The organism is Stenotrophomonas sp. CS3K5, from assembly GCF_059515225.1.
The window spans coordinates 76,552-96,243 of record NZ_JCAKRX010000012.1; the positions used below are offsets into that span (position 1 = coordinate 76,552).

Here is a 19,692-nt window from a genome sequence, read left to right on the forward strand (position 1 = left end):
GAGAAGGAAACCAGGACCCACTGCAGGGAGTGTGCAGCTGAAATTGTGTCGGCCTTGGGCCACGTGAAGTTCGCAATCTGCTACGCGCTTGTCTTGATCAGCTTGGCACCTGTCGGGATCGTGCTTCTCGCGGGTATCCTGACTGCACAGTGGCTCTGGGTAGCGGTAGCGTTGACCGTAGGCGGCTTCGTCTGTGGTGTGCCGATGTTCTTCCATTCCCGGAACGCCCAACTGCCCATGGCCGACAAGCGGCCGCAACGATACGGGCGAAGTGGGATGCCATAGGCGAGCCGTGACAGTTGCTGGGCGCAGGCAGGCAACGTCGTCCATGGCGATGCGCACATTCATTGCCGGGCCCGCTCATGGAAGCGGATGCGTGACTCGATCTTCAGTGCTTTGATCTACGTATACCGCCTCGCTGGCGTCTGGATGCCTTGCAGAGCTTATTCACCCAAACTGGGCGCTGCGCGGAGCATTTGGAAGAGGCCACGAGAAATTGGCCAGGGAGGCAAACATTCGCACCGAACGAGCAAGTATTCCTGGGGAGTGCACCTGTGCAAACTAAGTTGTTGACTGCGCTAGTTCTAGGCCTGACCTGCAGTGCGTGCGCATCGCTTCCTGGCAACCATAAGGTCAGCGCCTTCTTCGTTACCAACGCCAATGCTGATGTGGCAGGTTGTGATACGTCTGACTTCAGGGAGGCTGCCCTGGCCTGCCACCGCATTACTGAAGGAAACAATGTGGTGGTGGCTTTGCGTGAGTACGCAGCGCCTGAAGTCGAGAACGAAAGGTACAAGAAGCTGACGTTGATCCTTCCCCAGAATCTGGTGGAAGGCGATGTGCTTGATTTGCCAAGTAACGAAAGCAGGGCGGTCTACAGCACTGGCCTCAGCTTGAGACCTGGCAGCACTGGATGCTACGGAAAGGCTGTTTCCGGTAGCGTCGAGGTCCTCAAGAAGTTCGACGATCTGATGCGGGTTCGCATCAACGCACGCTTTGATCTCGATAGCCCGGCAGGCTGGAAGGACCACTGCAATGCGCGGGAGTTCAGCTACGATCTGAATGTCATCCGGAGAGCATTGAATCAGTTGGGTGCATGGGAGGGCGTCCGGGCACCGGGGAATTCATCAATCAGCGAAGGAACTCCAGGCAGGGGGCTGCCCTAGGATCAGGACAGCAGGGAAGCTACGCGGGGTAGCACCGATTCTGGCGAGGCCGCTCCATGATTCCAGCGTGAGTGGTGAGATCATCAGAGTGCCCGGCGCCCCTCACCCTCCCCCAAACAACTTCTGCGCACTCTGGAACAGGATCCAGCTCGTCGCGATGAACTTGTCCCCACCCTGTGGCCGATTGCCGCGATGGGTATGAGTGAACGCGGTCGGTGCGATCAGCAGGCTGCCGGTGCGCGGTGCGATCTTCCGCCCCTGGAACAGGAACTCGGTTTCGCCCTCCTCGAACCCGTCGTTGAGGTACAGCGTCCACAGCACATGCCGGTGCAGCGTCTCGGCCTGCGCGTCCTTCGGGTACAGCTCGCAGTGCCAGTACGGATAACCGCCCTCGCCCGCCGCATACCACTGCAGGTTGATTGCACCCGGGCGCAGGCAGGTGCGGGCCAGATCGGCCAGCTGCTGCTGCGGCATGTCGGGGAAGTCCTCGGCAGACAGGCGTCGCGGTTGGCCGTCGCTGTCCTGGATCTGCAACATCAACGGCGCGATCAATGCCTGTGGATAACGGCGTAGATAAGTCAGCAGCCCGTTGAACACCGCGATCTGCAGTTGCTGGTCGACATCCTGCCAGCCGTCCAGGCCACTGATGCGCAGATCCTTGCTGTGCTTGAGTTCCGGGAACACACCACTGCCTACCGCACCCGGCAGCAGGCCGCGCGTGGCGCGCAGACGCTCGACGATCGCCGCGCAGACTTCGCTGGGGACGGCGTTGTGGATGACTTCGATGAAATCGACCGGGCCCTGCTCGTGCATGCGTGCATTCCTTAGGCGGCAACGGCTTGATGGTGCCGCTTGCCGCCTTCGGTGTCACCCCATGGTCATGTCATCGAAGTGCCATGACCGCGGTCGGGCAACCGTGGGTCAGCCCTGCGCCTGGTCGTGCGCGTGGTGGTAACGCACCGCTTCGGCGACTTCCTCACGCGAGCCGAGGAACACCGGCACGCGCTGGTGCAGCTGGTCGGGCTGGATGTCGAGAATGCGCTCGCGGCCGGTCCAGGCGGCGCCGCCGGCCTGTTCAACCAGCAGGCCCATCGGGTTGGCTTCGTACATCAGGCGCAGCTTGCCGGCCTTGGACGGATCCTTCTTGTCCCACGGGTAGATGAAGATGCCGCCGCGGGTCAGGATGCGGTGCACGTCGGCCACCATGCTGGCGATCCAGCGCATGTTGAAGTTCTTGCCGCGCGCGCCTTCCTTGCCGGCCAGCAGATCGCCCACATAGGCCTGCATCGGCGCTTCCCAGTGGCGCTGGTTGGACATGTTGATGGCAAATTCCTGGGTGGCCGCCGGAATCTGCATGTTCTCGGTGGTCAACACGAACTCACCCTTCTCGCGGTCCAGGGTGAAGGCGTGGGTGCCGTGGCCGACGGTCAGCACCAGCTGGGTGCTGGGCCCGTAGATGCAGTAGCCGGCGGCAATCTGCTTGCTGCCCGGCTGCAGGAACGCGTCATCGCCCGGCAGCTCGACGTTGGTCGGGCAGCGCAGCACCGAGAAGATGGTGCCCACCGAGACGTTGACGTCGATGTTGGAGCTGCCATCAAGGGGATCGAACAGCAGCAGGAAGTCGCCGCGCGGGTAGATGTCCGGCACCGGCTGGCTGTGGTCCATTTCCTCCGAGGCACACGCGGCGAGGTGGCCGCCCCAGGCGTTGGCTTCGAGCAGGATCTCGTTGCTGATCACGTCCAGCTTCTTCTGCGCTTCGCCCTGCACGTTGCCGGTACCGGCTTCGCCGAGCACGCCGCCGAGGGCACCTTTGCTGACGGCGATGGAGATGCTGGTGCAGGCGCGGGCGACCACGGCGATCAGCTGGCGCAGGTCGGCGTTGATGCGGCCGGCGTGCTGTTCCTGGATCAGGAAGCGGGTCAACGAAGTACGGGACATGGTCGGGCAGGTCTCGGCAGCGGGAAAACGCCTATTGTCGCCCGTCCGGCCAGCGCGTGCGTGAGCGCGGGGAGGCGTAATCGTTTCCAGATGCGCTGCGCTGTAGAAGCGGGTGCTCCGCTTCTGTGGAGCCGAGCCCGCGCTCGGCTGCGCTTGGTCCGTCGTGCCATGCAAGCCGAGCGTGGGCTCGGCTCTACAAGCAACCATGACCCCAGAACAAAGGCGCCTTTCGGCGCCTTTGTCTTCAAACCACTGGAGCGTTGCTTCAGCCCTTGGCGACGGTGGCCACGGCCTTGGCGACGTATTCCAGGTTGTTCTGGTTCAGCGCGGCCACGCAGATGCGGCCGGTGCCGACGGCGTAGATGCCGAACTCGTCGCGCAGGCGTTCAACCTGCTCACGGCTCAGGCCGGAGTAGGAGAACATGCCGGCCTGCTCGTTGATGAAACCGAACTGCGGCGCACCGGCCGCGGCCAGCTTCTCGACCAGGCCCTGGCGCAGGGCGTGGATGCGCTCGCGCATCTCGGTCAGCTCCTGCTCCCACATCGCGCGCAGTTCCGGGTTGGTCAGCACGCCGGCCACCAGCGCGGCACCGTGGGTGGACGGGCTGGAGTAGATGGTGCGGATCACGCGCTTGACCTGCGACTGCACGGCCTTGGCGTCTGCGGCGGTCGGCGCCACCATCGACAGCGCACCCACGCGCTCGCCATACAGCGAGAACGACTTGGAGTACGAGTTGGCGACGATGAAACTGTCGATGCCGGCCTCGGCGATGATGCGCACGGCGGCGCCATCCTGCTCGATGCCCTTGTCGAAGCCCTGGTAGGCCATGTCGATGAAGGGGAAAAGCTGGCGGTCCTTCAGCAGCTGCGCGACCTGCTTCCACTGGGTGACCGTGAGGTCGGCACCGGTGGGGTTGTGGCAGCAGGCGTGCAGCAGCACCACGGTGCCCGCTTCCAGCTTGCCCAGGTCGGCCATCAGGCCGTCGAAGTTGACGCCATGGGTGGTCGGGTCGAAGTAGGTGTACTCCACCACCTCGAAGCCGGCCGCGCTGAACACGGCGCGGTGGTTCTCCCAGCTCGGGTTGCTCAGCGCGACGGTGGCGTGCGGCAGCAGTTTCTTCAGCACGTCGGCGCCGACGCGCAGCGCACCGCTGCCACCGACGGTCTGTGCGGTGGTGACGCGGCCGGCGGCCAGCAGCGGCGAATCCTTGCCGAACACCAGCTCACGCGTGGCCTGCGTGTACGCCGGCAGGCCATCGATCGGCAGGTAGCCGCGCGGTTTGGCTTCAGCGGCGAGCTGCTGCTCGATCTGCTTGACGGCGCGCAGCAGCGGAATGCGGCCGCTCTCGTCGTAGTAGATGCCCACACCCAGGTTGACCTTGGTCGGGCGGCTGTCGGCGTTGTACGCCTCGGTCAGGCCCAGGATCGGGTCGCCTGGGACCAGTTCCACGTTTGCAAAGAAGGACACGGCGGTACTCGTTCGGTAGACGGAAAGGGGGAGGAAGTGCGCTACGCGGTCTGCGGCTTTTCGGCCGGAAACAGCCCATCGTAACAAAGCCTGCCGGGGCTGGCCGCCGCCATCGTCATCGACGGCCCCGTACCATGGCGTGCGTTGCCGCCCGATCCATCAACCTGAATCATGAATCCTGCCGCGCGTCGTCCCTCCCTGCCGCTGATCGCCGTGCTGCTGTCGCCCTGGCCGGCGCTGGCCGAACCGTCTGCCACGGCGCTGCCCGCCGTGCAGGTGCAGGCGGCGCGGGTGCCGGGCATCGACCCGTTCGCATTGCCGGCCAGCCAGGACACGGTCTGGATCGACGCCGGCCGCGCCGGGGCGGGCGCGCAGCTGCCCGAGGCACTGACCGGGGTGCCCGGGCTGCTGGCGCGCGACCGGCAGAACTTCGCCCAGGACACCCAGCTGTCGATCCGCGGCTTCGGCGCACGCTCCACCTTCGGCGTGCGCGGGGTACGCGTGCTGATCGACGGCGTGCCGGCCACCATGCCCGACGGCCAGGGCCAGCTGTCGCACGCCAGCCTGCTGGGTGCCGAGCGCATCGAGGTGCTGCGCGGGCCGTTCTCCGCGCTGTACGGCAACTCCTCCGGCGGCGTGCTGCAGGTGTGGAGCGCACGGGGCCAGGCCGATGATCCCTGGCGGCTGCGCCTCAACGCCGGTGCCGACAACACGCTCAGTGTGGGCGCGCAGCTGAAGGGCGCCGGCCGTGGACTGGACTACAACATCGCGGCCAGCCATTTCCGTACCGACGGCTGGCGTGATCACAGCCGTGCACGCCGCGAATCGCTCAATGCGCGCATCGGCGGCGATCTGGGCGGTGGACGGCTGGAGCTGCTGCTCAATGCGCTGGACGCGCCCGATGCGCAGGACCCGTTGGGCCTGACCCGTGCCCAGGTGGCGGCCGACCCGCGCCAGGCCACGTCGGTCGCGCACCAGTACAACACCCGCAAATCGGTGCGCCAGCAGCAGGCTGGCCTGCGCTGGACCCGCGAGGCCGGGGCGCAGCGCTGGCAGCTGATGGGCTACGCCGGCCAGCGCGCGGTGAGCCAGTACCTGCCGATCCCGCCGACCGCGCAGGCCAACCCGCTGCATGCCGGCGGGGTGATCGATCTGGACGCCGGCTACGGCGGGCTGGACGCGCGATGGGGCTGGCACGGCGACGTGGGCGGGCGGCCGCTGGACCTGGTGGCCGGGCTCAGCGCCGACCGCCAGCGCCAGCATCGCACCGGCTACGAGAACTTCGTGGGCAGCACGCTGGGCGTGCGAGGACGCCTGCGTCGCGACCAGATCGATACCGTGCAGAACCTGGATCAGTTCGCGCAGGCCTGGTGGCAGTGGAGCCCGCGCTGGTCGCTGCTGGCGGGCGTACGCCACAGCACTGTGCGATTCCAATCGGATGACCGCTACATCACCGGGCGCAACCCGGATGACAGTGGCCGCCGCCGCTACCAGGCCACCACGCCGGTGGCGGGCATCAGCTTCGAGGCCAGCCCGCAGTGGCGGCTGCACGCCGCAGTCGGTCGCGGCTTCGAGACCCCCACCTTCAACGAACTGGGCTATCGCGCTGACGGGCACGCCGGGCTGGCACTGGATCTGGCCGCCGCCCGCAGCCGCAGCGTCGAGGTCGGCAGCAAATGGCATGCACAGAACGGAACGCAGCTGGATATCAGCGTGTTCCGTGCAGATACCGACAACGAGCTGGCCGTTGCCAGCAACATCGGTGGTCGCAGCACCTATCGCAACATCGGCCGCACCCGCCGCCAGGGCGTGGAACTGCAGTACCGGCAGGCGCTGGCCGAGCAGCTGGAACTGCAGCTGGCCTGGACCTGGCTGCAGGCACAGGTGCGCTCACCGTATCTGACCGCGAACAGCACGGTGACTGCGGGCAGCCGCCTGCCGGGCGTGCCCCGACAGCAGGCCTTTGCCCGCCTGCAATGGACGCCGGCCGACTGGCAGTGGGCGCTGGAGGCCACCGCCAGCAGCGATACCGTGGTCAACGATGGGGCCAGCGAGCGCGCGCCGGGCTTCGCCCTGCTGCACCTGGAAGGCGGGCGCCGCTGGGCGCTGCCGGGCGGAGAACTGCGCGCCTTCGCGCGGCTGGAGAACGTGCTGGACCAGGCCTACATCGGCTCGGTGATCGTCAACGATGGCAATGGCCGCTACTACGAGCCGGGGCCGGGGCGGCGCGCCAGCGTGGGTGTGCAATGGTCGTGGCGATGAAGCGGTAGCGCCGGCTGTTGGCCGGGAAGGTCTCCTGACCGACGGGTCGTGCCGGCCGCTGGCCGGCATCGCGCCGTGCAGGATGTCAGCAGGCGACCCGTCAATCGGGGGCCTTGGCCGGCACGAACGGCGAGGTGGGGTCGCTGGCCGGGAAGGTCTCCTCCAGCGCCTCGTCCTGGTTGTCGCTGGCGTGCTGCTTGCGCTCGCGGCGCCTGAGCGGGCTTTCCTGGCCGCCGCGATGGCGGTCACCGCCGTCCTTGCGGTCCTGCGCCGCCTGTTCAGCCTGGCGCTTCACCGGCAGATGTTCGCCGCCCTGTGCGGCGTCAAAGAACGGCGCGCCGGTGCCGCGGTAATCGGCGTTGTCTGCATCGTGCTTGCCACGCTGCTCGCCGGGAATCGGCGGATGGTTCGCGCGCAGCGGGTCGCGGGAGGTCTCTCGGCTCATGGTCTGGCTACCTGCGCTGGGGACTCCCACTACAGCGCCGGGCAGGTAAAGCCGATGCGAACCTGGCGTCATGAACATCTCGCTCACCCCCCGGTAACGGCACCGCGCGTATTCCTGCCCACCCGCCCCCACTGCAGGAGCCGGCCATGCCCCGTCTTGAGCGACCCGCACCGTCCGTGTTCAACGCCCTGCTCGACCCGCTTGGCCAGCGCACCGCGCAGCGCCGGGCACGTCGCCAGGAAGACCCGCAGGCGGTGGCGCAGGACTACCTGCAGTACATGCTGAGCGATTACGAGGAGCGCCGCGGTCAGAACCATCGCAACTGGCGCGACCTGTGCCCGGTCTATGCCTTCGCGCTGACCACCCACGCCGCCGACTGGCCACGCGGTGACGCGGCCGATACCTGCGAGGAGCTGGCCGAACACTGGGAACAGATGCGCGGGCAGTCACGGTTGAGCTGGTCGCAGGCGCGACCGGTGGTGGAAGACGCCTGGCGCGCGCTGGACCATATTCCGGCTGCGGCGGTGAGGCCGCTGCTGCAGTAGTGCCGGCTGCTGGCCGGCAACCCCGGGAAACTTCAGGCCGCGAGCCTCAGCCGGGCAGCGGCCGACACTACTGTTTTCCGTAGAAGCCACCTGCACGGCACCGACACGGGTGGTTTACATCGCCGGATTGAAGCTGGGCGTCCCCTGCCCCGTCACAGGTGTTCCCATGGCCCGCCCGATCTGGACCGGCACACTGTCCTTCGGCCTGCTCAATGTGCCGGTGTCGTTGATGTCCGGCGAACGCAAGGTCGATCTGCAGTTCCGCATGCTTGATTCACGTGACCGCAAACCGATCCGCTTCGAGCGGGTCAACGCCGATACGGGCGAGGAAGTGCCCTGGAAGGACATCGTCAAGGCCTACGAGTACGACAAGGGCAGCTATGTCGTGCTGGAGGAAGGTGACATCCGCTCGGCGGCTCCAGAGAGCCACGAGGCCGTGGAGGTGGAATCATTCGTGGATGCGGCGCAGATCGACCCGCGCTACTACGAGAAGCCGTATCTGCTGGTGCCCGCCAGGAAAGCCGAAAAAGGCTACGTGCTGTTGCGCGAAACGCTGCGCAGTACCGGCAAGGTCGGCATTGCGCGGGTGGTGGTGCGTACGCGTGAGTACCTGTGCGCGGTGATGCCGCAGGCAGACGCGCTGGTGCTCATGATCCTGCGCTATCCGCAGGAACTGGTGGATCCGGAGGACTACAAGCTGCCCACTGGCAAGCTGTCAGACTACCGTATCACCAGCAAGGAAACAGCGATGGCCGCGCAGCTGGTCGAGTCGATGGCCGGTGATTGGGATCCGACGCAGTATCACGATGAGTTCCGCGAGCGCCTGCACAAGGTGTTGAACAAGCGGATCAAGTCCAAAGGAGGCACCACCCGGGTGGAAGAGGAGCCGGCGCCACATGAAGATGCGGCCACCAACGTGGTTGATTTCATGGCGCTGCTGCAGAAGAGCCTGGATGCCAACACGCGCACACCGGCGAAGAAGAATGCGAGCCGCAAGGCACCGGCGAAGAAGGTGGCAAAGAAGGCCGTCAAGAAGGCCGCCAAGAAGACCGCGCGGCGCAAGGCAGGCTGAGTGATGTCGCTGCACCAGTACCGACGCAAGCGTCGCCTCGGCGGAGGTACCGGGCAGACGCCGGAGCCTGACGACACCCCCGCCCAGGGAGATCCGAAGCGGCGGCCGACCTTCGTCATCCAGCTGCACCATGCCAGCTCGCGCCACTACGATTTCCGCCTCGAAATGGATGGTGTGCTGAAAAGCTGGGCGGTGCCGAAAGGCCCTTCGCTGCGGGCGGGTGAGAAGCGGCTGGCGGTGGAAGTGGAAGACCATCCGCTGTCCTACGCCGCCTTCGAGGGCGACATCCCTGAAGGTCACTACGGTGCGGGACATGTCGAGGTGTTCGACCAGGGCACCTGGGCCTGCGAGGGTGATCCGCTGGCGGCGCTGGCGGCAGGCAAGATCGACTTCGTGCTGCATGGGCGACGGCTGGCCGGTGGCTGGAAGCTGGTGCGAACGACAATGAAGGGACGCCAGGTCCAGTGGCTGCTGATCAAGCGCGACGACGATGACGCGCGCGATGCGGAGGCCGATGATCTGCTGGAAGGCCCGGTGCCGAAGCGTGCAACGGCGGAACAAAAGCGCTCCGCGAAGAAGGCGGCGCGCGCTGCCCCGGCCAGGCGCAGCCGCAAGGCCGATGGCCGTTGGCATGCCCGCGCACTGCGACTGGAGGGTGCGCGCGACACACCGTACCCACACGACTTCAAGCCACAGCTGACCGACCACCGCGACACCGCGCCGGACGGCGATCGCTGGCTGCACGAGATCAAGTGGGACGGCTATCGTCTGTTGGCCGATCTGCACGACGGTGAGGTGAAGCTGCGCTCACGCAATGGTCTGGACTGGACCACTGACTTCCCTGAGGTGGTGCAGGCGCTGAAGGCGCTGCCGGTAGGTGACGCACGCCTGGATGGCGAGCTGGTGGTACTGGATGCACAAGGGCGCAGCGACTTCTCCGCGTTGCAGCGGGTGATCGATGGCAGCTCCAAGCAACCGCTGCGCTACATCGTGTTCGATCTGCCAGGTGTTGCGGGGGTCGATATCAGCCGCGCACCGTTGCTGGAACGCAAGGCGCTGCTGAAGGCACTCATCGGGTCTGCGCCGGGCACGCTGGCCTTCAGCGAACATGTGATCGACCACGGCCCGCAGGTGTTCGAGGCCAGTGGCGATGCCGGCTTCGAGGGCATCGTCAGCAAGCAGGTGGATGCGCCATACGTCAACGTGCGTGCGCGCAGCTGGGTGAAGGTGAAGCACGAAGATGCCGATGAGTTCGTGATTGTCGGCCATACCGCACCCAAGGGCTCACGGGTGGGATTCGGCTCGCTGCTGCTGGCGGCGCCGGACAAGGGCGGGCTGCGCTATGTGGGCCGCGTCGGTACCGGCTTCGACGATCAGAGCCTGCGCACGGTGCTTCATGCATTGCGGCCGCTGGCGGTGAAGACGCCGGTGCTGGAACTGCCTGCGCATGTCCCCTTCCGCGCTGCCAGCGTGCGCTGGGTGAAGCCGGTGACGGTGGCCGAGGTGGCCTTCCGAGGCTGGGGCAAGGAAGGCCTGCTGCGCCAGGCCAGCTTCAAGCGGCTGCGCAGCGACAAGCAGATGGAGGATCTGGATGTGAGTACAGCCAACACGCAAGCCGGTGACGACGTGCAGATCACCCACCCCGAACGCATCGTGTTTCCAAGGCAGAAGGCGAGCAAGGGCGATGTGGCCGATTACTACCTTCGCATGGCGCGCTGGATCCTGCCGGAGATCGCGGGCAGGCCATTGTCGCTGCTGCGCTGCCCGGACGGCGTGGGCAAGGCGTGCTTCTTCCAGAAGCACCACGGCCCCGGCCTGGGTGATGCGGTGCATGCGATACCGCTGCAGCAGAAGAGCGGCCGCGAGGACTACGTCTATATCGACGATGCGCGCGGGCTGTTGCAGCTGGTGCAGATGAATGTGCTGGAGCTGCATCCATGGGGCGCCACCGTGGCCGATCCCGAGCATCCGGACCGGCTGGTGTTCGATCTTGATCCGGGTGAAGGCGTGAGCTGGGCGCAGGTGAAAGCAGGGGCACGCGATGTGCGTGACCGGCTGTTGAAGGTCGGGCTGGAGAGCTTTCTGCGGCTGTCCGGCGGCAAGGGCGTGCATGTGGTGGTGCCGCTGCAGCCGAAGGCGGACTGGGAGCAGGCCAAGGCATTCTGCGAGGCCTTCGCCCAGGCCATGGCGCTGGAACAACCGGACCGCTACGTGGCGACGATGAGCAAGGCCAAGCGTGGCGGCGTCATCTTCATTGACTGGCTGCGCAACACGCGCGGCGCGACCAGCGTGTGTTCATGGTCGCTGCGTGCGCGTGACTCCGCAGGTGTGGCCGTACCGCTGCGCTGGGAGGAACTGGCGCGCGTCAGCGCGGCTGACGCGTTTCCGATGGCAAAGGCACTGGCGCGGGCGAAGCGATTGAAGGGAAATCCGTGGCAGGGCATCGAGCGCTTGAAGCAGTCGCTGCCGACGCTGAAGCGGTAGTGCCGGCCGCTGGCCGGCAACTGCAGGGTGGCAAAGGTTCCCGGCCAGCGGTCGGCACTACCAGTATGCGCTCAGCGCGGATCGCGCGAGGCGCGGCGGCCGAACCACCAGCCCAACAGCAACTGCACCGGCAGCGACACCAGCAGCGAAATGACGAACCACAGCGGGAAATCGGCGCCTGCGCTCCACACGGCGTAGGCGCAGCCCAGCGCGATCAGCGACCAGATCGAGAAGCCGTGCGAACGTGGCCAGCATGGCGCGTAGTAGGTGGCGAAGGAAATACCGGCGATGCCACCGAGTACGCTGAACGCCAGGTCCCAGCCCAGTTGCACGCTGTTGTTGTGCGGCGCCATTCCCAGCAGCGGCGGCAGCCAGCTGGCAACGCTGCTGACCAGCGCCAGCGACAGCACGCCGCCGATCAGGGCGACGACGGACAGGAACAGGGTCTTGAGCAGGCCGGGCATGCGCGCATTGTACGGCGGTGCGATGCGGTCGTGCCGTCCGGTTGCAATGGGTCAGAGCCCATCGGACAGGGGCCGATGGGATCCGACCCGGTGGATCGGCATGGCCGCCGTGCCCGTGGGAGAGGGATACGGAACGACGGCGGCCATGCACAGACGGTCAGGCGGCGAAGTCGAGCACCACGCGGCCTTCGATGGTGCCCGCATGCATGCGCGCGAACACGTCGTTGATGCTCTCCAGGCGGGCGGTGCTGACCGTGGCGGCGACCTTGCCTTCGGCGGCGAACTGCAGCGATTCCTGCAGGTCCAGCCGGGTGCCGACGATCGAGCCGCGCACGGTGATGCCGTTGAGCACCATGCTGAAGATGTCCAGGGGGAAGTTGCCCGGCGGCAGCCCGTTGAGCGACACGGTGCCGCCGCGGCGGACCATGCCCAGCGCCTGTTCGAACGCTTTCGGTGACACCGCGGTGACCAGCGCGCCGTGTGCGCCGCCGATTTCCTTCTTCAGGAACGCGGCCGGATCGGTGGTGCGCGCGTTGACGGTGACCTGTGCACCGAGCTGCCGCGCCAGCGCCAGCTTGCTGTCGTCCACGTCCACTGCGGCCACGTTCAGGCCCATCGCGCGGGCGTATTGCACCGCCATGTGGCCCAGGCCGCCGATACCGGAGATCGCCACCCAGTCACCGGGCTTGGTGTCGGTGACCTTCAGCCCCTTGTAGACGGTCACGCCGGCACACAGCACCGGTGCGATCTCGACGAAGCCCACGTCCTTCGGAAGCAGGCCGACATAGTTGGCATCGGCCAGTGCGTACTCGGCGAAGCCGCCGTTGACCGAGTAGCCGGTGTTGCGCTGTGTCTCGCACAGCGTTTCCCAGCCACCCAGGCAGTGTTCGCAATGGCCACAGGCCGAGTACAACCAGGGGATGCCGACCCTGTCGCCTTCCTTGACGTGCCCTACCCCGCCTCCCACGGCCACGACGTGCCCCACGCCCTCGTGGCCGGGGATGAATGGCGGGTTCGGTTTCACCGGCCAGTCGCCCTCGGCGGCGTGCAGGTCGGTGTGGCAGACGCCACAGGCCTCGATCTTGACCAGCACCTCGCCCGCCCCCGGGCGTGGTACCGCGACTTCCTCGATGACCAGTGGCTTGCCGAACTCACGTACGACGGCGGCCTTCATGGTGGAATGCATGTTCGGATCTCCGTAGTGCGCTTGCCCACAGAATGACGCCGGCTCGAGGCCGGCGCTTTGATCACGATCAAACTATCGACGATCGATGCCGGGATTCAGCTGGCCAGCACCGACGCTTCACGGGCCAGGCGTTCAATGGCATCCCAGTCGCGGGTCTGCAGCAGCGCCGGCGTGGTCAGCCACGAACCGCCCACGCACAGCACGTTGGGCAGGTGCAGGAACTGCGGTGCGGTCTGTGCGCTGATGCCACCGGTCGGGCAGAAGCGCACCTCGGCGAACGGGCCGTGCCAGGCGGCCAGCAGCGCGGCACCGCCGGCCTGCACCGCCGGGAAGAACTTGAACGTGTCCGTGCCGTGTTCCAGACCCAGGATGAGGTCCGAAGCCGTGGCAGCACCGGGCAGGTACGGCAGGTCGGCATCGCGCGCGGCGGCATACAGCGTCGGTGTTGCACCGGGTGACACTGCGAAACGTGCGCCGGCCTGCTTCGCCGCCTGCATCTGCGCGGCGTTGAGCACGGTGCCGGCACCGATCACCGCATCGGGCACGGCCTCGACCATGGCCTTGATCGCATCCAGCGCCTGTGGCGTGCGCAGGGTCACTTCGATCACCGGCAGGCCACCGCGGAACAGCGCCTGGGCCACGTGGACCGCTTCATTCACATCTTCGGGGGTGTACACCGGGATCACCGGTGCCAGCTTCAACAGTGCGCGCAGGCGCGGATCAGCGCTGGACATCGTCTTGCTCCTTGCCCGCCAGGGCGTCGCGGATGGCTGCCGGGCCCGGCAGCGCAGCGGCGCATGATGCCACGCGCGCTGCGAAGACGCTGCGCGCGCCCTGCCCGGGGCCTGGATCAGGCCGGGTCGGCCTGCAGCGACTGGATGCGACGCTGGTACCAGTCGCCACCGAGCGGGTCGAACACGGCAGAACGCTCCATCGGCGCTTCGTACACGTGCACCGAAATGGCCAGCGCCTGATCGCTGGCATTGCGCAGGGTGTGGTACTCGTGCGGTGGGATGAGGCTGCCGGCGCTGCCACAGCCTCCGCGCAGCGCCGCGTGGCGGCGGAATCGCCAGCGCTCGCCGGCACATTCCAGCAGCTCGTAACGGGTGATCTCCAGTTCGCCCAACCACACGCCCTCCACACACCACATGGCATCGTGGTCGTGCAGCGGCGTGCCCTGCCCCGGGCCCCAGCTCATGGCAATCACGCTGTAGCCGTGTTCGCGGCTGTGGTACAGCGGACGTCGCGCGTAATGATCACTGACCGGACGGTGCACGCATTCGGGCAATTCGATGCGGCTATCGGTTATGGCTTCCTGCAGCGCCAGCTGCAGGTCGGCGGTGATGCGCTCGGCGTCACCGGAGGTCATCGCCGCGTCGACTGCGGCGATCAACCGGTCGCGGCCACGGAACGCCGGAAACGGAGAAGTCTGCAGGTCCATGCCCCGACTGTAGCGGAGCCTGGTTAAGGGAATGTGGGTGTGGATGCGTGTGTCGTGCTGGCTTGCATGACAAGCCCGCGTGAAAAACGGTTCAGATGCGAAGACAGTCGAGCGTCACAATGGAACTCCTTGCAGTAGAAGCGGGTCGAACGGAACGCGATCCCCGTCCACTGCGACATTCCGCAACGTCGCGCCCGCGGGCGCAAGGCTAGAATTTTCCGACTTACCTGGTTCTATACATGTCAGTGCGAATTATTAGCGATGCCGCGTTGCCGGCATCGAAGGGCAAGGCTGCCACGATCAACGACATCGCACGACTGTCGGGAGTGTCCAAGAAAACGGTTTCAAGGATCATCAACAACTCGCCGCTGGTGCGCAAGGACACCCGCGACAAGGTCGAGGCGTTGATGCGAGAGGTCGGTTACGTGCCCGACCCGCTGGCGCGCGGACTCGCATTCCGCCGCTCCTTCCTGATCGGCCTGGTGTATGACGACCCCGGCGCGCAATGCATCGTCGACCTGCAGCACGGCGCGCTGGAAGCGCTGCGCGGCACTGGCTATGAGCTGGTGGTGCATCCCTGCGACAGCCAGGATCCGGAATGCCCGCAGGGCGTGCGCCGTTTCGTGCAGCAGCAGAAGCTGCACGGCGTGATCCTGGGGCCGCGCGCGTCCGAATCGGCCGCGCTGGCGCAGATGCTCGATGACATCGATTGCCGCTACGTGCGCATCAACGCGCATGCCTCCGATGATGATGTGCAGGCGGTGGTCACCCACGACCGCGACGGTGCGGCGGCGGCGGCCGGTTACCTGCTCTCGCTTGGCCACCGTGACATTGCGGTGATTGCCGGGCCGGGCGACCGGCGCGCGGCGCGTGAGCGCACCGATGGTTTCCTAGACCGTCTGGCGCAGACCGGCCTCACCCTGCCCGGCGAGCGCGTGCTGGAGGCCGGTGACACCTTCGAATCGGGTGTGCATGCGGCCGAACGCCTGCTGCTCGGCGAAGGCCGGCCCAGCGCGATCTTCGCCGGCAACGACGAGATGGCCGCCGGTGTGTACCAGGTGGCGCTGCGTGCGGGCATCGCGGTGCCGCAGCAGCTGTCGATCGTCAGCTATGACGACAGTCCGCTGGCCTCGCGGCTGTGGCCACCGCTGACCTCGGTGCGGCGCCACGTGTCCGACATCGGCCGCATGGCCGCAGCGATGCTGGTGCAGACCGACCTGCCGGATGCGCCGACCGCAGCCAGCGTGCATCCGCAGTTGATGGTGCGCGGTTCCTGCCGGGCGGTGGACGCCTGAGTGCCCTGCCCTTGCCTGCGCCACAGGTGCGGTGCACGGACGGCATCAACGAAAACGGCGCACCCGGGTGCGCCGTTTTCCGTGCGAAGTGGTGTGTGCTGCGCGCTTACACGTCGCCGCCGTCGGCCCAGCCTTCGCCGGTGCCCGTCTGGAACACGCGGTCGTCGGCCTGCACGTCACCGGCCGGCAGATGCGCCTGGTCGGCCAGTGCGGCGTAGATCGGGGTGAAGTCCGGCGAGGTCGCCTGCATCAGCTGTTCGAAGCTGTCGATGACGAAGTAGGTCTTCTGGAAGGTGTCGATGCGGTACCGGGTGCGCATGATGCGCTGCAGGTCGAAGCCGATGCGGTTGGGCGCGGCCGATTCCAGCGAGTACAGCGATTCGCCCTTCGACGACACGATGCCGGCACCGTAGATGCGCAGGCCGTCGGGCGTGTCGATCAGGCCGAACTCGACCGTGTACCAGTACAGGCGGGTCAGGTTCTGCAGTGCATCCGGGCCGATGGCGTGGGCTTTGACGCCGCCACGGCCGTACGCCTCCATGTAGTCGGCGAACACCGGGTTCATCAGCAGCGGCACATGGCCGAACAGGTCGTGGAACAGGTCCGGTTCGGCGATGTAGTCGATCTGGTCCGGGCGACGGATCCACCAGGTCACCGGGAAACGGCGGTTGGCCAGGTGGTCGAAGAAATCCAGTTCCGGCAGCAGGCCTTCGACGCCGACCAGGGTCCAGCCGGTGGCGGCACCGAGCACTTCGTTGAGCTGGTCGAAGCGCGGAATCATGTGCGCGCTCATGCCCATCTCGTCCTGCGCGTCCAGGAACTCCTGGCAGGCGCGGCCGACCAGCAGCTCGCGCTGGCGCTGGTACAGCGTGCTCCAGGTGGCGTGGTCGTCGGCGCTGTAGGTCTCCCACGGTTGCTCGACGAGCGCGGTGGTGTACACCGGCACGTAGCCCTTGTCGGTCTGCTGGTGTTCGACGCGGCGGGGCTGGGCGAGGTCCATGGGAAGCTCCTTGACGGGATACCCACGATGCTAGGGCAGGCGGCGCGCAACAGGGTTGCAAAAGTTGCGTCGATTGGCCTTGTTGGCGCAATATCCTTGCGTACTCACCATGTTGCGGGGCAACAATGGCCGGAGAAGTCCAGTTCGATCGCACGGATATACGCCTGCTGGCTGAAATCCAGCGGGATGGGCGCGCCACCAACGCCGAACTGGCGGCGCGGGTGAATCTTTCGCCCTCGGCCTGCCTGCGCCGCCTGCAGCGCCTGGAAAGCGAAGGCGTGATCGTCGGCTATGGCGCGCGCCTGGAGCCACGCCAGCTGCGCCTGGGCCTGCAGGCCTTCGTGCGCGTGCAGCTGGAGAAGCACGACCAGGCCGCCATCGGCCACTTCGTGGATAGCGTGCAGGGCTGGGACGAGGTGGTGGCCTGCCACGCCCTGACCGGCGACATGGACTACCTGCTGCACGTGTACGTGCGTGACCTGGAGCACTTCTCGCACTTCCTGCTGGACCGGCTGCTCAACGCCGGCGGCGTGGCCGATGCCAATTCCAGCTTCGTGCTGCGCACCGTGAAAGGCTTCCAGGCGCTGCCGCTGTCGCAGCTGGAGCCCTGAGCGACCCCCGGGCGCTGCCGGGGGCCAGGCATCAACGGATCAGCACTTGTCCTTGCGGCCCATCAGCTTGCCCAGGCGCGAGGCTTCCTCGCACTTCGGTGCGACCACCGGAGCCGGGGCAGCGGCGGCGGCGCGTGCCTTCTGCAGCTGCTGGATCTTGGCGCGGATCTGCGGCATCGCCGCCATCGCGGCTTTCTCGCCTTCCAGGATCGCGGTACCACGCTGGCTGAAATCGGCGGCACCGATGTCCAGCACCTTCGGCCGGATCACGATGTCGGCGCGCGCCAGTTCCTGTTCGCCCAGGCGCTGGCCCATGATCGAGATCGACTGGTTGACGATGCCGAGCATGCCGGTCGGTGCCTTGCCGCTGGCCTTGCTGGAGATGTCCACGGCGATCACGAAGTCGGCGCCGAGCTGGCGCGCGGCATCCACCGGCACCGGGCTGACCACGCCGCCATCGATGTAGTTGCGGCCGCCGATCTTCACCGGTTCGAACACGCCGGGAATGCTGCTCGAGGCGCGCACGGCCTGGCCGACGTTGCCGCGCACGAAGATCGCGCGCTCGCCGGTTTCCAGCTGGGTGGCGACGGCGGCGAACGGCTTCTTCAGGCGCTCGGCCGGGCGGTTGGCGACCTGCTCGTTGACGTAATCCTGCAGCTTCTGGCCCTGCACCAGGCCGCCGGAGAACAGGCGCACGTCGCGGATGCTGGCTTCGTCCAGCGCCACTGCTCTGCTCTGCATCTGGAACGCGTCCATGCCGCTGGCATACAGGGCGCCGACCACGCTGCCGGCGCTGGTGCCCGATACCACCACCGGTTCGAAGCCGTTGGCCTCGAGCATCTTGATCACGCCGATGTGGGCAAAGCCCTTGGCTGCGCCGCCACCGAGGGCGATACCGATCTTCACCGGCTTGGCCTGCGGCACGACCGTCGGCGCCGGCGGTGGCGTGGGGCGCACCGGATCGCCACCGCACCCGGCCAGCAGGCCGATCAGGGCGACGGACAGCAGCATGCGGGGGTGGAACAGGCTCATCGGCAGTGCGCTCACGGCGCCGGGCTCGGGAAAGGGCGCCAGCATACCGAAGCCACGGCGGGCCGGGCAGGGTGGGGAGCCCCGCCCATTCAGGAAAACGCGGTGGTAGGTGCCGACCTGGGTCGGCACCCAGCGAGCGAGTGGCTCAGAACCGGTTGTCACCGTCCAGGATGCGGCCGATTCCGCCCAGCACCGAGCCTTCGCCACGGCTCTGGCCGCCGCCCTGCGGCGCGGCCATCCACATGCGGCCGGCCAGGCGCGAGAACGGCAGCGATTGCAGCCAGACCTTGCCGGGCCCGGTCAGCGTGGCCAGGAACACGCCTTCGCCGCCGAACAGCATGCTCTTGATACCGGCCACCCGGCGTACGTCCATGTCCACAGTCGGGTGGTAGGCCACCACGCAGCCGGTATCAACGTCCAGGCGCTCGCCGGCGGCCAGTTCGCGCTCGACCACGCAGCCACCGGCGTGGATGAACACCCAGCCGTCGCCCTCCAGCTTCTGCATGATGAAGCCCTCGCCGCCGAACAGGCCGGTCATGATCTTGCGCTGGAACTGCACGCCGATCTGCACGCCGCGTGCGCCGGCCAGGAAGCTGTCCTTCTGGCAGACCAGGCGGCCGCCATGCTGGTCCAGCTTCATGGCCAGCACGGTGCCGGGGTAGGGGGCGGCAAAGGCGACCTTGGCCTTGCCCTGGCCGGTATGGGTGTACAGCGTGGCGAACAGGCTCTCGCCGGTCAGCACGCGCTTGCCGGCGGCCATCACCTTGCCCATGAAGCCGCCGCCCTGGCCGCTGTGCGAGCCGTCGCCGAACACGGTGTCCATCTGCACCGAAGCGTCCTTGAACATCAGTGCGCCGGCCTCGGCCACCGCACTTTCGCCCGGGTCCAGCTCGATTTCCACGAACTGCATCTCATGGCCGACGATGCGGAATTCGATGTCGTCGGCCCGTCCGCTGCTCGCTGCCGGGACCGGGGGCGGGGTGTTGGGCATGCCCGTGGCGGGCGACTGCAGCTCGGCCACCTCGGCGATCGGTGCCCACCCGCTCATGCCCTGGCACCAGGCCAGGGCGCGCGGATTGGCCTGCGCGTAGCGGCGTGCAGCCTGGTCATCAAGCGGGCCGATGCGTTCGGCCTGGGCGGAGGCATGGAAGTACCACTGGGTCATGGCGGCGGGTCCGTCGCGGTGGAAACCCCGAGTCTAGCGAGCCGCCGGGGGCGCGGGCGACGGCGCCATGAACGGCCGGCATTTGCGGCGCAGGTGCTGTATTGCAACAATTATCTGG

The 19,692-nt window shown here is 67.0% G+C and carries 18 protein-coding genes; 7 read left to right on the forward strand and 11 right to left on the reverse strand.

Annotation, left to right across the window (positions count from 1 at the left end; all coding sequences use genetic code 11):
* The first annotated feature begins 554 nt into the window (after nucleotides 1-554).
* Nucleotides 555-1,166 (forward strand): hypothetical protein, encoded by a 612-nt coding sequence (locus AC5YGJ_RS16700; RefSeq protein WP_496187180.1) that lies wholly within the window; start codon nucleotides 555-557, stop codon nucleotides 1,164-1,166.
* A gap of 102 nt (nucleotides 1,167-1,268) precedes the next feature.
* On the opposite strand, the gene AC5YGJ_RS16705 is transcribed toward AC5YGJ_RS16700, so the two are convergent.
* The 3 genes from AC5YGJ_RS16705 to AC5YGJ_RS16715 all read right to left on the reverse strand — a co-directional run bounded on the left by AC5YGJ_RS16705 (nucleotide 1,269) and on the right by AC5YGJ_RS16715 (nucleotide 4,572).
* A complete protein-coding gene (locus AC5YGJ_RS16705; protein ID WP_496187181.1) occupies nucleotides 1,269-1,979 on the reverse strand; it encodes a 2OG-Fe(II) oxygenase in 711 nt (236 codons plus the stop codon).
* 108 nt (nucleotides 1,980-2,087) lie between these two features.
* Nucleotides 2,088-3,104, reverse strand: a complete 1,017-nt coding sequence (locus tag AC5YGJ_RS16710) for a class 1 fructose-bisphosphatase (protein ID WP_107231325.1) — start codon at nucleotides 3,102-3,104, stop codon at nucleotides 2,088-2,090.
* A gap of 265 nt (nucleotides 3,105-3,369) precedes the next feature.
* Nucleotides 3,370-4,572, reverse strand: coding sequence for an amino acid aminotransferase (locus AC5YGJ_RS16715; RefSeq protein WP_496187182.1), 1,203 nt, complete (start codon nucleotides 4,570-4,572; stop codon nucleotides 3,370-3,372).
* Between the two features lie 171 nt (nucleotides 4,573-4,743).
* On the opposite strand from AC5YGJ_RS16715, the gene AC5YGJ_RS16720 reads away from it, so the two are divergent.
* Nucleotides 4,744-6,834 carry a TonB-dependent receptor family protein gene (locus AC5YGJ_RS16720; RefSeq protein ID WP_496187183.1) on the forward strand — a complete coding sequence of 697 codons (2,091 nt, stop codon included), beginning with the start codon at nucleotides 4,744-4,746 and terminating at the stop codon, nucleotides 6,832-6,834.
* 100 nt (nucleotides 6,835-6,934) lie between these two features.
* On the opposite strand, the gene AC5YGJ_RS16725 is transcribed toward AC5YGJ_RS16720, so the two are convergent.
* Nucleotides 6,935-7,279, reverse strand: coding sequence for a hypothetical protein (locus AC5YGJ_RS16725; protein WP_249842367.1), 345 nt, complete (start codon nucleotides 7,277-7,279; stop codon nucleotides 6,935-6,937).
* Nucleotides 7,280-7,425: 146 nt separating this feature from the next.
* On the opposite strand from AC5YGJ_RS16725, the gene AC5YGJ_RS16730 reads away from it, so the two are divergent.
* The 3 genes from AC5YGJ_RS16730 to ligD all read left to right on the forward strand — a co-directional run bounded on the left by AC5YGJ_RS16730 (nucleotide 7,426) and on the right by ligD (nucleotide 11,380).
* Nucleotides 7,426-7,824 carry a hypothetical protein gene (locus AC5YGJ_RS16730; protein WP_249842366.1) on the forward strand — a complete coding sequence of 133 codons (399 nt, stop codon included), beginning with the start codon at nucleotides 7,426-7,428 and terminating at the stop codon, nucleotides 7,822-7,824.
* A gap of 166 nt (nucleotides 7,825-7,990) precedes the next feature.
* Nucleotides 7,991-8,896, forward strand: coding sequence for a non-homologous end joining protein Ku (ku, locus tag AC5YGJ_RS16735; RefSeq protein WP_249842365.1), 906 nt, complete (start codon nucleotides 7,991-7,993; stop codon nucleotides 8,894-8,896).
* Nucleotides 8,897-8,899: 3 nt separating this feature from the next.
* Complete coding sequence (ligD, locus tag AC5YGJ_RS16740) at nucleotides 8,900-11,380, forward strand: DNA ligase D (protein ID WP_496187184.1); 2,481 nt, start codon at nucleotides 8,900-8,902, stop codon at nucleotides 11,378-11,380.
* Nucleotides 11,381-11,451: 71 nt separating this feature from the next.
* Here ligD and AC5YGJ_RS16745 read toward each other — a convergent pair whose 3' ends face one another.
* The 4 genes from AC5YGJ_RS16745 to AC5YGJ_RS16760 all read right to left on the reverse strand — a co-directional run bounded on the left by AC5YGJ_RS16745 (nucleotide 11,452) and on the right by AC5YGJ_RS16760 (nucleotide 14,471).
* Nucleotides 11,452-11,844: a hypothetical protein gene (locus AC5YGJ_RS16745; protein WP_249842363.1), complete on the reverse strand. Its 393-nt coding sequence runs from the start codon at nucleotides 11,842-11,844 to the stop codon at nucleotides 11,452-11,454.
* A gap of 157 nt (nucleotides 11,845-12,001) precedes the next feature.
* Nucleotides 12,002-13,030 carry an alcohol dehydrogenase AdhP gene (gene adhP, locus AC5YGJ_RS16750; protein WP_496187185.1) on the reverse strand — a complete coding sequence of 343 codons (1,029 nt, stop codon included), beginning with the start codon at nucleotides 13,028-13,030 and terminating at the stop codon, nucleotides 12,002-12,004.
* Nucleotides 13,031-13,125: 95 nt separating this feature from the next.
* Nucleotides 13,126-13,764 (reverse strand): bifunctional 4-hydroxy-2-oxoglutarate aldolase/2-dehydro-3-deoxy-phosphogluconate aldolase, encoded by a 639-nt coding sequence (eda, locus tag AC5YGJ_RS16755; protein WP_249842361.1) that lies wholly within the window; start codon nucleotides 13,762-13,764, stop codon nucleotides 13,126-13,128.
* A gap of 116 nt (nucleotides 13,765-13,880) precedes the next feature.
* Nucleotides 13,881-14,471, reverse strand: a complete 591-nt coding sequence (locus AC5YGJ_RS16760; protein WP_107231334.1) for a cysteine dioxygenase family protein — start codon at nucleotides 14,469-14,471, stop codon at nucleotides 13,881-13,883.
* A gap of 239 nt (nucleotides 14,472-14,710) precedes the next feature.
* Here AC5YGJ_RS16760 and AC5YGJ_RS16765 point away from each other — a divergent pair, with 239 nt between their 5' ends.
* Entirely contained in the window at nucleotides 14,711-15,766 is a 1,056-nt protein-coding gene (locus AC5YGJ_RS16765) for a LacI family DNA-binding transcriptional regulator (protein ID WP_249842360.1), read from the forward strand.
* A 106-nt stretch (nucleotides 15,767-15,872) separates the two neighbouring features.
* Here the strand turns inward: AC5YGJ_RS16765 and phhA are convergent, their stop codons facing one another.
* Nucleotides 15,873-16,766: a phenylalanine 4-monooxygenase gene (gene phhA / locus AC5YGJ_RS16770; protein ID WP_249842359.1), complete on the reverse strand. Its 894-nt coding sequence runs from the start codon at nucleotides 16,764-16,766 to the stop codon at nucleotides 15,873-15,875.
* Between the two features lie 125 nt (nucleotides 16,767-16,891).
* Here phhA and AC5YGJ_RS16775 point away from each other — a divergent pair, with 125 nt between their 5' ends.
* Entirely contained in the window at nucleotides 16,892-17,377 is a 486-nt protein-coding gene (locus tag AC5YGJ_RS16775; protein ID WP_014035441.1) for an Lrp/AsnC family transcriptional regulator, read from the forward strand.
* A 39-nt stretch (nucleotides 17,378-17,416) separates the two neighbouring features.
* Here the strand turns inward: AC5YGJ_RS16775 and AC5YGJ_RS16780 are convergent, their stop codons facing one another.
* A complete protein-coding gene (locus AC5YGJ_RS16780) occupies nucleotides 17,417-18,409 on the reverse strand; it encodes a patatin-like phospholipase family protein (RefSeq protein WP_309340490.1) in 993 nt (330 codons plus the stop codon).
* 145 nt (nucleotides 18,410-18,554) lie between these two features.
* Complete coding sequence (locus AC5YGJ_RS16785; RefSeq protein WP_496187186.1) at nucleotides 18,555-19,574, reverse strand: TIGR00266 family protein; 1,020 nt, start codon at nucleotides 19,572-19,574, stop codon at nucleotides 18,555-18,557.
* Between the last annotated feature and the right edge of the window lie 118 nt (nucleotides 19,575-19,692).

Bases quoted from the DNA above. Each gene is read 5' to 3' on its own strand.
- AC5YGJ_RS16705 (WP_496187181.1), bottom strand. From the start codon at position 1,979: ATGCACGAGCAGGGCCCGGTCGATTTCATCGAAGTCATCCACAACGCC.
- AC5YGJ_RS16710 (WP_107231325.1), bottom strand. From the start codon at position 3,104: ATGTCCCGTACTTCGTTGACCCGCTTCCTGATCCAGGAACAGCACGCC.
- AC5YGJ_RS16720 (WP_496187183.1), top strand. From the start codon at position 4,744: ATGAATCCTGCCGCGCGTCGTCCCTCCCTGCCGCTGATCGCCGTGCTG.
- AC5YGJ_RS16725 (WP_249842367.1), bottom strand. From the start codon at position 7,279: ATGAGCCGAGAGACCTCCCGCGACCCGCTGCGCGCGAACCATCCGCCG.
- AC5YGJ_RS16730 (WP_249842366.1), top strand. From the start codon at position 7,426: ATGCCCCGTCTTGAGCGACCCGCACCGTCCGTGTTCAACGCCCTGCTC.
- ku (WP_249842365.1), top strand. From the start codon at position 7,991: ATGGCCCGCCCGATCTGGACCGGCACACTGTCCTTCGGCCTGCTCAAT.
- ligD (WP_496187184.1), top strand. From the start codon at position 8,900: ATGTCGCTGCACCAGTACCGACGCAAGCGTCGCCTCGGCGGAGGTACC.
- AC5YGJ_RS16745 (WP_249842363.1), bottom strand. From the start codon at position 11,844: ATGCCCGGCCTGCTCAAGACCCTGTTCCTGTCCGTCGTCGCCCTGATC.
- adhP (WP_496187185.1), bottom strand. From the start codon at position 13,030: ATGCATTCCACCATGAAGGCCGCCGTCGTACGTGAGTTCGGCAAGCCA.
- eda (WP_249842361.1), bottom strand. From the start codon at position 13,764: ATGTCCAGCGCTGATCCGCGCCTGCGCGCACTGTTGAAGCTGGCACCG.
- AC5YGJ_RS16760 (WP_107231334.1), bottom strand. From the start codon at position 14,471: ATGGACCTGCAGACTTCTCCGTTTCCGGCGTTCCGTGGCCGCGACCGG.
- AC5YGJ_RS16765 (WP_249842360.1), top strand. From the start codon at position 14,711: ATGTCAGTGCGAATTATTAGCGATGCCGCGTTGCCGGCATCGAAGGGC.
- phhA (WP_249842359.1), bottom strand. From the start codon at position 16,766: ATGGACCTCGCCCAGCCCCGCCGCGTCGAACACCAGCAGACCGACAAG.
- AC5YGJ_RS16775 (WP_014035441.1), top strand. From the start codon at position 16,892: ATGGCCGGAGAAGTCCAGTTCGATCGCACGGATATACGCCTGCTGGCT.
- AC5YGJ_RS16780 (WP_309340490.1), bottom strand. From the start codon at position 18,409: ATGAGCCTGTTCCACCCCCGCATGCTGCTGTCCGTCGCCCTGATCGGC.
- AC5YGJ_RS16785 (WP_496187186.1), bottom strand. From the start codon at position 19,574: ATGACCCAGTGGTACTTCCATGCCTCCGCCCAGGCCGAACGCATCGGC.